The sequence below is a fragment of the Pseudoclavibacter sp. RFBI5 genome (genome assembly GCF_002931395.1).
Classification (GTDB): domain Bacteria; phylum Actinomycetota; class Actinomycetes; order Actinomycetales; family Microbacteriaceae; genus Pseudoclavibacter.
On the sequence record NZ_PSYA01000011.1, the window covers coordinates 182266 to 191994 of the forward strand.

7 protein-coding genes and 2 tRNA genes are annotated in these 9729 nt (G+C 67.3%); 6 read left to right on the forward strand and 3 right to left on the reverse strand.

Annotated features, from left to right (window positions below; genetic code table 11):
• Nucleotides 1–80 precede the first annotated feature (80 nt).
• Nucleotides 81–1406, forward strand: a complete 1326-nt coding sequence (gene nhaA / locus C5E06_RS15025) for a Na+/H+ antiporter NhaA (RefSeq protein WP_104307439.1) — start codon at nt 81–83, stop codon at nt 1404–1406.
• A 200-nt stretch (nt 1407–1606) separates the two neighbouring features.
• Here nhaA and C5E06_RS15030 read toward each other — a convergent pair whose 3' ends face one another.
• The 3 genes from C5E06_RS15030 to C5E06_RS15040 are packed head-to-tail and all read right to left on the reverse strand — an operon-like array spanning nt 1607 to nt 5399.
• Nucleotides 1607–3643, reverse strand: coding sequence for a fructose-specific PTS transporter subunit EIIC (locus C5E06_RS15030; protein WP_104239763.1), 2037 nt, complete (start codon nt 3641–3643; stop codon nt 1607–1609).
• Nucleotides 3640–4617, reverse strand: coding sequence for a 1-phosphofructokinase family hexose kinase (locus tag C5E06_RS15035; protein WP_104307440.1), 978 nt, complete (start codon nt 4615–4617; stop codon nt 3640–3642). Before C5E06_RS15035 ends, C5E06_RS15030 begins: the two co-directional genes overlap by 4 nt.
• Entirely contained in the window at nt 4614–5399 is a 786-nt protein-coding gene (locus tag C5E06_RS15040) for a DeoR/GlpR family DNA-binding transcription regulator (protein ID WP_104239761.1), read from the reverse strand. Before C5E06_RS15040 ends, C5E06_RS15035 begins: the two co-directional genes overlap by 4 nt.
• Nucleotides 5400–5526: 127 nt before the next feature.
• On the opposite strand from C5E06_RS15040, the gene C5E06_RS15045 reads away from it, so the two are divergent.
• The 5 genes from C5E06_RS15045 (at nt 5527) to C5E06_RS15065 (ending at nt 9300) form a co-directional block, all read left to right on the forward strand.
• Nucleotides 5527–6390, forward strand: a complete 864-nt coding sequence (locus tag C5E06_RS15045; RefSeq protein WP_258062978.1) for an inositol monophosphatase family protein — start codon at nt 5527–5529, stop codon at nt 6388–6390.
• 270 nt (nt 6391–6660) lie between these two features.
• Nucleotides 6661–7920 carry a M23 family metallopeptidase gene (locus C5E06_RS15050; protein WP_146080600.1) on the forward strand — a complete coding sequence of 420 codons (1260 nt, stop codon included), beginning with the start codon at nt 6661–6663 and terminating at the stop codon, nt 7918–7920.
• Nucleotides 7921–8016: 96 nt separating this feature from the next.
• Nucleotides 8017–8088 (forward strand) — tRNA-Thr (locus tag C5E06_RS15055).
• Nucleotides 8089–8123: 35 nt separating this feature from the next.
• Nucleotides 8124–8197, forward strand: a tRNA-Met gene (locus tag C5E06_RS15060).
• A 236-nt stretch (nt 8198–8433) separates the two neighbouring features.
• A complete protein-coding gene (locus tag C5E06_RS15065; RefSeq protein WP_104307441.1) occupies nt 8434–9300 on the forward strand; it encodes a Cof-type HAD-IIB family hydrolase in 867 nt (288 codons plus the stop codon).
• The last annotated feature ends 429 nt before the right edge of the window (nt 9301–9729 follow it).

The following is a 9729-nucleotide window of genomic DNA, read 5'->3' on the forward strand; positions in this document are numbered from 1 at the left end:
GATCTACTCTCGGTGTGCCGGGAAGTCTGGTCGGCGGCCGAGTCGGGATTCGCCGGCCGGTCTCAGACGTCAGGAGAACCATGACTGCACCTGCCACACGACCGACAGGCTTCGCGCGACTGAACGCGTGGATCATGCGCGAGACCACTGGGGGAGCGCTTCTCCTCTTCGCCGCCGCAATCGCCCTCATCTGGGCCAACTCGCCGTGGCGTGGCGGCTACGAGGCACTCAGCGCGATCACGATCGGGCCCGCCGCCATTCACCTCGACCTGTCGCTCGCCACGTGGGCGGCCGACGGCCTGCTCGCGGTCTTCTTCTTCACCGTGGGCGTGGAGCTCAAGCACGAGTTCGTCTCGGGCAGTCTCCGCAAGCCGAAGGAAGCGGCCGTCCCCGTTCTCGGCGCTGTCGCGGGAATGGCGATGCCGGCCATCTTCTACGTGATCGCGGTGTCCGTCCTCGGCGATACCTCTGCGCTCCACGGTTGGGCGATCCCGACGGCGACGGACATCGCCTTCGCACTCGGAGTCCTCGCCATCTTCGGGCGAGGGCTTCCACGCGGAGTGCGCACCTTCCTGTTGACGCTCGCGGTCGTCGACGACCTGCTCGCGATCGTCATCATCGCCATCTTCTACACGGCGGGCATCAACCTGCTCGCGCTGCTCGGATCGCTCGTCGCCGTCGCCGTCTTCCTGCTGGTCGTCCGCTCCAAGCGGCCTTCCTGGTGGCTGCTGCTGCCGATCGCCCTTGTCGCCTGGGTGCTCATGCACGAAGCAGGCGTGCACGCGACCATCGCGGGAGTGCTCCTGGGCTTCTGCGTGCCGTCCAAGAAGATCCACGGTGAAGCCGATTCGCGCACGCACCGGTTCGGCGACAAGATCGGCCCGTTCTCCTCGGGCTTCGCACTGCCCGTCTTCGCCTTCTTCGCCGCCGGAGTGAACATCGTGGATGGAGATGGGCTCGGGGCGGTGCTCTCCCAGCCCGTGTTCGTCGCGATCGCAGCGGCGCTCGTGCTCGGAAAGCTCATCGGCGTGCTCGGCATGACCGCACTCGTCGTGAAGCTCACACCGCTCCGCCTCCCCGACGCGATTGGCGTCAGAGACCTGCTCCCAGTGGGCTTCCTCACCGGAATCGGCTTCACGGTCTCCCTGCTCATCGCCGAGCTGTCGTTCCCCGACTCGGAGCACACGGCGGCTGCGAAGCTCGCGGTGCTCGGCGGCAGCCTCCTCGCGGCGGTGCTGGCCGCGATCACACTGCGCCACGACGCGAAGCGCGCTCGCAACGACGACATGAACGAGGACGGCGTCCCCGACATCGACCGGACGCCGATCGGAAGCGAAGCCGACGAGGCTGCCATCGACGCGCAGGTCGACGGGCGTGACGCGCAACCGCACACCAGGGAGAGCTGACCGCCGAGCTCCGAGCAGAGACAGGCCGGGCCCGCATCCACGTGACAGTGGATGCGGGCCCGGCCTCGTGACCAACGACTCTCGGGATGGGTTTCGCGCTTCGGGATGGGAAGCTACCCATCCCGAAGCGCGAAACCCATCCCGAGAAGTCGTGCGGGCCGGGCGCGGAGGCGTTGGCCTCCGCACCCGGCGGTCGTGGACTAGTGCGCCATCTCGCCCTGGAGCGATGCGGCGGCCGGCACGTCGGCGTCGACCGGCGCCTTGCGCACCCACTTCTTGAGGGCGACGACGGTGAGTGCCGAGATGACCATGCCGATGATGATGGCGAGGACGAACCAGAGCAGGTTGCCGATGGCGAAGAACACGAAGATTCCGCCGTGGGGTGCCTGCGAGGTGACGCCCATGGCCATGGTGATGGCGCCGGTTGCCGCGCCGCCGAGCATGCTGGCGGGGATCACGCGCAGCGGGTCGGCTGCGGCGAACGGGATGGCGCCTTCGGAGATGAAGGCGGCACCGAGCAGCCAGGCCGCGCGACCGTTCTCCTTCTCCACGGGGGAGAAGAGGCGGGGCGCGATGGACGTTGCGAGTGCCATGGCGAGCGGCGGGACCATACCGGCTGCCATGACGGTTGCCATGATCATCCACGGTGCCTGGTTGTCGAACGAACCAGCACCGAGGCCTGCGACGGCGAATGCGTAGGCGACCTTGTTGACGGGGCCTCCGAGGTCGAAGCACATCATGGTGCCGAGGATGATGCCGAGGAGGACCGCGCTTGCGCCGGTGAGGCCCGTGAGCCAGCTGTTGAGGCCGTTGGTGAGGGCTGCGATGGGTCCGCCGAGGAGGATGACCATGAGTCCGGAGGCGATGATGGAGGCGATGAGCGGGATGATGACGACGGGCATGAGGCCGCGCATCCATCGCGGTACGTTCCACGAGCCGATCCAGTAGGCCGCGCCACCTGCGATGAGGCCACCGACGATGCCGCCGATGAAGCCGGCGCCCATGATGCCTGCGACGGCACCGGCGACGAATCCGGGTGCGATACCTGGCCGGTCCGCGATGGCGTAGGCGATGTAGCCGGCGAGGGCTGGCACGAGGAAGCCCATCGAGGCCTGTCCGATGGCGGATGCGACGGCGCCGAGGTAGACGAGGAGGCCCGAGCGGGTTGCCTCGTCCGGGGGCAGGTTGAAGAGGGAGTTCTGCAGGATGATGTCCGTGTTGCGGCCATCGCTGACGATGTCGTAGCCGCCGAGGAGGAATCCGAGGGCGATGAGGAGGCCACCACCTGCGACGAACGGGATCATGTAGCTGACGCCGGTCAGCAGCCAGCGCTTGATGCGGGCGCCGACGCTCTCGTTTGCGGTGTTCTGGGAGGCTTCGCTGGAATCCGCTGCGGGGACGCGCTTCGCGTTCGGGTCGTTGGCGGCGGCGACGGCCTCGTTGAGCAGCTCGTCCGGGTGGTCGATGCCGCGCTTGACGGGCGACTGCACGACGGGCTTGCCGGCGAATCGGCCGCGGTCGCGCACGTCGACGTCGTTGGCGAAGATGACGGCGTCGGCGCGCTTGATGATGGCGGGGTCGAGCGGCGTGACCTTCGAGGAACCCTGCGGCTCGACGTAGAACTCGATGCCCATCTCCTTGGCCTTCGCCGTGAGCGCATCCGCGGACATGAAGGTGTGGGCGATGCCGGTGGCGCAGGAGGTGACGGCGACGATGACGGGGCCGGTGGATGCGCCGCCCGCGGCGGGGGCTGCCTGTGCGGCTGCCGCTGCTGGCTTCTCTTCCTCCGGCTCGAGAGCCTTCTCGACGATCGCGACGATCTCTTCCGGGGTGGTCGCGGCGCGCAGCGAGTCGTTGAACTCGGGGACCATGAGGGAGCGGGCGAGCTTGGACAGCATCTGGAGGTGCTCGTCGTGGGCGCCGTCCGGGGCAGCGATGAAGAAGACGAGGTCGCTCGGGCCGTCGTGAGCGCCGAAGTCGACGCCTGGCGTGAGGCGCGACATGGCGAGGGTGGCCTCGGTGACGGCGCCGGAGCGGCAGTGGGGGATGGCGATACCGCCGGGGACGCCCGTGGCGCCCTGCTCCTCGCGGGCGAGGGCGTCGGCGGCGAGCGCTGCTGCGTCGGTCGCGCGGCCTTGCGAGACGACGCGTTCGGCCAGGTTGCGGATGACATCGGTCTTGTCCGCACCCAGGTCGACGTCGAGGGCGACGAGCCCTGGCGTGATGTAGGTGGTCATGATGCGTTCTCCTTGGTGCTGCTTGCGAGGTGGGTGATGCGGACGAGGTCCGGTCGTGTCTGTTCTGGGGAGGGGACTCCGCTGCCCGGCAGGGAAGCGGCGGCGCTTCCGTGGGCGACGGCTTGGGCGAGGGCGCGTTCGGGGGGTGCCCCGGTGACGCTCGCGAGCAGGTAGCCGGCGAGCGACGAGTCGCCCGCTCCGACGGTGCTGCGCACGCGAGTGGGTGGCGGGGCGGCGAAGAGGCTGGTTGTTGCGTCGCGGTAGATGGCGCCTGCCCCGCCGAGGGTGGCGAGGACGGCGTCGGCTCCGTTCTCGAGGGCCCAGCCTGCCGCGTCGGCGGCGAGCTGCGGGTCGGCTTCGAGGGCGTCTCCGTCGGCGATGCCGCTCAGCTCGGCAAGCTCGAAGGCGTTCGGCTTGATGAGCTGCACGCGGGTGCCGGATGCGAGGAGCGCCTTGAGCGGTGCGTCGGAGCTGTCGACGGCGACGCGTGGTGCGGCCTCGCCGAGCTCTGCGCGGACGGCCTCGATGAGGGCTGCGTAGAAGGAGGAGTCGAGGCCACGTGGCAGCGAGCCTGCGAGGACAAGCCATTCGGCGTCGCGGGATGCTGCGATGACAGCTGCGACGAGGGCGTCTGCTTCGTCTGCGCTGAGGTGGGGCCCTGGCTCGTTGAGCTTGGTGGTGGTTCCGTCGCTCTCGGTGATGGCGAAGTTGGTGCGCACTCTGCCTTCGATGGGCACGGGCAGCATCCGCAGGCCTTCGGCTTCGACGAGGTTCGTGAAGTCGTCGTCGGCGGAGGCCGGAAAGACGGCGAGGTTGTCGAGCTTGGAGGCGCGGAGGGCGCGGGACACGTTGATGCCCTTGCCGCCTGCCTGCGATTCGCTTCCGGTGAGGCGCTGGACGTCCCCACGAGCGAGCTCGTGGGGGAGGGCGAGGGTTCTGTCGATTGCCGGGTTGGCGGTGACGGTGACGATCATGCGAGCACTGCTTCCACGTCGTTCTCGGTGAGCGCGGCGGCGAGTGCCGTTCGCGGGGGCTGGTCCGTGACCAGTGCATCGACGCTGGAGAGCGCTGCGATGTGGGTGAGGGCGTCTTGGTCGAACTTGGAGGCGTCGACGGCGACGACGACGCGTCTGGCGCCCCGGCACATGGCGGATTTCACCGCTGCTTCGTCGGGGTCCGGGGTGCTGAGCCCGAATTCGGCGCTGATGCCGTTGGTGCCGATGAAGGCGAGGTCCGGGCGGAGCGCGGCGAGTTGCGTGAGGGCACTGGGGCCGACGGCGGCGCTGGTGAGGCCTCGCACGCGGCCGCCGATGGCGATCGTGGTGAGTTCGCTGCGTGCGGCGAGGAGCGCGAGGATGGGGAGCGAGTTGCTGATGACCTGCAGCTTGGCGAGTTCGTCGGCGGGGCGTCGGACGAGGGCGGCGGCGATCTCGGCGGTCGTCGTTCCGGCATCGATGAGGATGGATCCGTTGAATCCGCGGGGGATGAGCCGCTCTGCGGCTTCGCCGATGCGGACCTTGGCGTCGTGGTTGAGGGGCTGGCGTTCGGCGACTGCGGTCTCGGCGAGGCTGCCGAGGGAGTTGCCGACGGCGCCGCCGTGGACTCGCCTGACGAGGCTCTCGAGCTCGAGCTGGTCGAGATCTCGGCGGATTGTCTCGGGGGTGACGTCGAGGTCGCTCGCGAGTTCTCGCACGGCGACTTTCCCGTGCTGCGTGATGCGTTCGAGGATGAGCGCGTGCCGCTCCGTTGCGTACATGGATGCTCCTGTGCGATCCGGGTGTTGGTTCTGGTGGAGAGCGTACGCGGCAAACGGACGTAAAACAAGAGAAGCAAAGATAAACACAGAAATGGGACGGGAGGCAGGCATTGCTACGCTCCAGGGCGTGCCAGAACTCGACGATGCTCAGACCGTTCACGACGCCGACCAGTTCACTCCCGAAGAGCTCCGAGGGCTCCTCGACATCGCGGTGACAGTGGCGACGGAGGCCGCCGAGCTCGTCGCTGCTCGCCGTCGGGAGGGAGTGGCCGTCGCCGACACGAAGTCGTCGTCGGTCGACATCGTCACCGCCTCCGACAGGGAGTCCGAGGCGCACATCCGTCGTCGTCTCGAGGGGCTGCGCCCCGGCGACGGGTTCTTCGGCGAGGAATCGGATGCGTCTGCGAGCACGACGGGGCTCACCTGGGTGGTCGACCCCATCGATGGCACCGTCAACTACTTATACGGGTACCCCAACTACGCGGTGAGCGTCGCCGTGGTCGTCGGCGACCCGGGGTCGGAGCCCTCGAGTTTCACGACCCTCGCCGCGGCCGTCGTGAATCCTGAGGGGCGCGAAGCCTTCACGGCCGTGCGAGGTCAGGGTGCGTGGTGCAACGGCGAGCGGTTGCACGTGGATGCTGCCCCTCCTCTCGAGCTCGCGCTTGTCGGCACGGGGTTCAGCTACTCCGCCAAGCGCCGGGTGCAGCAGGCGGAGCAGTGGATGACGCTGGCCGGACGCGTGCGCGACCTGCGCCGCGTGGGCGCCGCCTCCCTCGACCTCTGCAACATCGCGATCAACCGGCTGGATGCGTACTACGAGTCGGGGCTGAACCCCTGGGATCACGCCGGAGCTGCTCTGGTCGCCCGTGAGGCTGGAGCGGTCGTCGTGGGTGAGGGGCTCGGGCGCGAAGGGCGTCGGCTGATCATCGCCGCGAGGCCGGGGTTGGAGCAGGAGCTCATGCGCTACGTCTCGGTCCTGGCGGACGAGTAGCTCTCCCTCTTCCACGTGGCTCCTGACGGCTCGGCATGGTTGGTAACGGCCCAGACTGAACTCGGCTCGCCCGGGTACGGGGTGAATTCGGACGAGATCCGGTGAGTCCCTTCCTGCTCCTCTCCCGCGTGATTCCGGGCGAGACGGCCCGGGGTGCAGTCGCCTCGGTCGGCCATGACCGCGTAGGATTCCCTGGAGACCTTGAAGTTTCCGTGACCTGCGCGTTACTATTTACCAGTTCGTTATAAACCGCGGTAAGGATATGAATCGTTGACTTCCCTTCTCACATCGGGCCAGGAGCAGGCTCTGCCGGCGCCCATGACCCGTCGAGAACTCCGCGAAGCAGAGCGTCTCGCATCGCTCGCGACCATCGCACCGGCGGCAACTCCAGAGGCCTTCAGCTCGCGCCGCGCTCGGCGTGAAGCGGAGCGCACGACGGCTCCCGTCGCGTCGGCCCCAGTCATCACGGCAGCGCTCGCGCCGAAGATCGTCTCGGCCGGCCAGGCCGAGACTGCTCCGGTCGTCTCCGCACCCGCTCCGGCCCCGGCATCCATCTCCACGCCGAGCATCGCCGAGGTTGCCCAGATCCGTTCGGACGACACCGAGTCGACGGCACGCATCGAGCGGGCTTCGGTCGCGGTGCTCGAGGTTCCGCTGAGCTTCGCTCGCAACGAAGAGGCGCTCCGCCCCGAGGTCGACAGCAAGACAGGCCGTCGCGGACTCGTCCGCGTCAAGAACTCGGAGAAGTCGCACAAGAAGCGCGGCGCGCTCCTCCGCGGTGCAGCTGGCGTCACGGCGCTCGGCTTCGCCGCAACCATCGCCGTCGTCTCGACGATGCCCGCGAACGCCACCTCCACGCAGGAAGACCAAGTCGCAGGCGACAGCTCAGCAGCGCTCGCCGACGCCGTCTCCTCGGTCCCCGGCCAGACCCTCACGGTCGCCGGCGGCGAAGCCACCACGGTCGAGCGCGAAGACGCCTACGCCGTCACGACCATGGGGTCGGCCACGGCGGCCAACCTCATGAGCCTCGTCGACCGCGGCACCTACAAGAACGACCTGTCCGCGACGGTCCAGTGGCCCTTCCCGGTCGGCGTCGCCATCACCGACGACTTCGGTCCTCGCGTCTCGCCCGGCGGCATCGGCAGCACGAACCACATGGGCATCGACTTCGCACCTGCGCAGGGCACGCCGATCGGCGCGATCGCCGGCGGCACGGTCACGAGCGTCACCCCGACCGACAACGGCGGCCTCGGCGTGCACGTCATCGTGCAGCACGTCATCAACGGGCAGAGCTACGAGAGCGTCTACGGTCACATGCTGACCGGCTCCATCGGGGTCAAGGTCGGCGACGTCGTCAAGGTCGGCGACGAGCTCGGCAAGGTCGGGAACACGGGCGCATCGACTGGCCCTCACCTGCACCTCGAGGTGCACACGGCGGACGGCAACAAGATCGACCCGATCGCGTTCCTCACGCAGTTCAACAACGTTTCCACCGTCGTCACGATGCCCGGCGAAAGCGCCGGCGCGTAACACGCGGCACACCACGGGGGTGGTGTTCTCACGGGGTTCCGTGAGGTGCTATCCTCATCTGGTGCCATTCCGAGCCACAAGCTCGATTGGCATCTTGCCCCGATAGCTCAGTGGTAGAGCACTTCCATGGTAAGGAAGGGGTCGTCGGTTCAAACCCGACTCGGGGCTCTGATCGTGGGTGCGAAAGCATCCTCGACACCCATGGCTGGGTAGCTCAGTTGGTGAGAGCGCACGACTCATAATCGTGAGGTCGAGAGTTCGAATCTCTCTCCAGCTACAGATCAAGACCCGGTTGCCCTTCTGGCCGCCGGGTCTTCTGCATTCCGCGTCTTCTGCATTCCCGGTGCCTTTCTGCACTCGTTGCCTTCCTGCATTGAGACCGCACTTCCGCATTCCGACGTAGTGCGTCGCGTTCCGGCACGCTCCTCGACATTCCGTCCGGAACCTCTGCGTTCCGGGCGGCATAGGCTTGTGTGGCCGAGTCCCCTCTCCGCTGAATCATCGTGAGGTCACATGCCAGAACGCTCGTCCACTCCCAAGATCGCCTTCCTCGATGTCGACGGCACGATCCTCGACCACGGTCGCCGGATCGCGCCTTCCACCGTTCGAGCGATTCGGGAGGCTCGCGCCGCCGGCCATCTCGTCTACCTGTGCACGGGGCGAGCAGCGGGCCACATCCCTGAGTCGGTTCTCGAGATCGGCTTCGACGGCGCCGTGACGAACGGGGGTGCGTTCGCCATGGTGGGTGACGTTCTCGTGCACGGAGAGACCATGCCGAGGGAAGAGCTCGACGCACTGCTCGCCCACTTCGAGGAGCACGATCTCCACTACCTCCTGCAGACCAACCGGCGGGTGTACGCCTCGGCCCGTACTCGAGCTGCAATCCAGGAGCACCTCGCGGCTGCCCGTGCCGACAAGCCGGAGCCGCAGACGTCGCCGCAGGCCGGCTTTTCTGCAGAGCCGATCGAGGATGCCCCGCTCGACGAGATCGCGAAGGCCGTCTTCTTCACCGAGGAAGCCGGTGCTGTGGAGCGCGCGCGGCAGGAGTTCGGCGAGCGGTTCCACATCGTGCGCGGGAGCATGCCCCTGCCTGGTGGTTCGGATGGCGAGATCGGGTTGCGCGGGACGACGAAGGGCGCCGCGATCGACAAGGTGCTCGAGCACCTCGGACTCGACCGTGCTGATGCCATCGGCATCGGCGACAGCTGGAACGACGTCGAGATGTTCGAGGTGTGCGGCGTCGGAGTCGCGATGGGCAACGCTGCTCCTGAGCTGCAGGAGCTCGCGGATGAAGTCACGTCAACGGTGCTGGAGAACGGCATCTTCGACGCATTTGCGCGCCACGGTCTCGTGAGGGCGGATGCGTCTTCTCGGAGCTGACTCGCTCTCCGTCATGCGGGCGTCGTCTGTCGGCTCGGCGTTCCTGCTCGGCACTCAACGGCCGAGCCAGTGACTCGTGTGGTGCGCGACACGCCCGGGGTGTGGCCTGGTTTGACCCCAGGATCGCCGCGAGGGTAAGTTACACAGGTTGCTTCCGAGCGGCCGGGAAATCGGCTTGAAGGAGCACAACGAAACTGAACATCAGGAACTGGAATGTCCAGTGGCAATTGCGAATCTCGCACAGCCCAAGTTGACAAGGTTCCAAACCTGATGTAGGTTAGAGAGGTTGCTCTCGGGAGATGGTCGAATAGGCCGGAAACGAGAAGCGTCCGATTCTTGAGAACTCAACAGCGTGCACTATGTCAAATGCCAATTTGATCCCGTGCCTCTTCCTTTGGAGGGGGTAAGGATTCCTTTTGGAAACATATT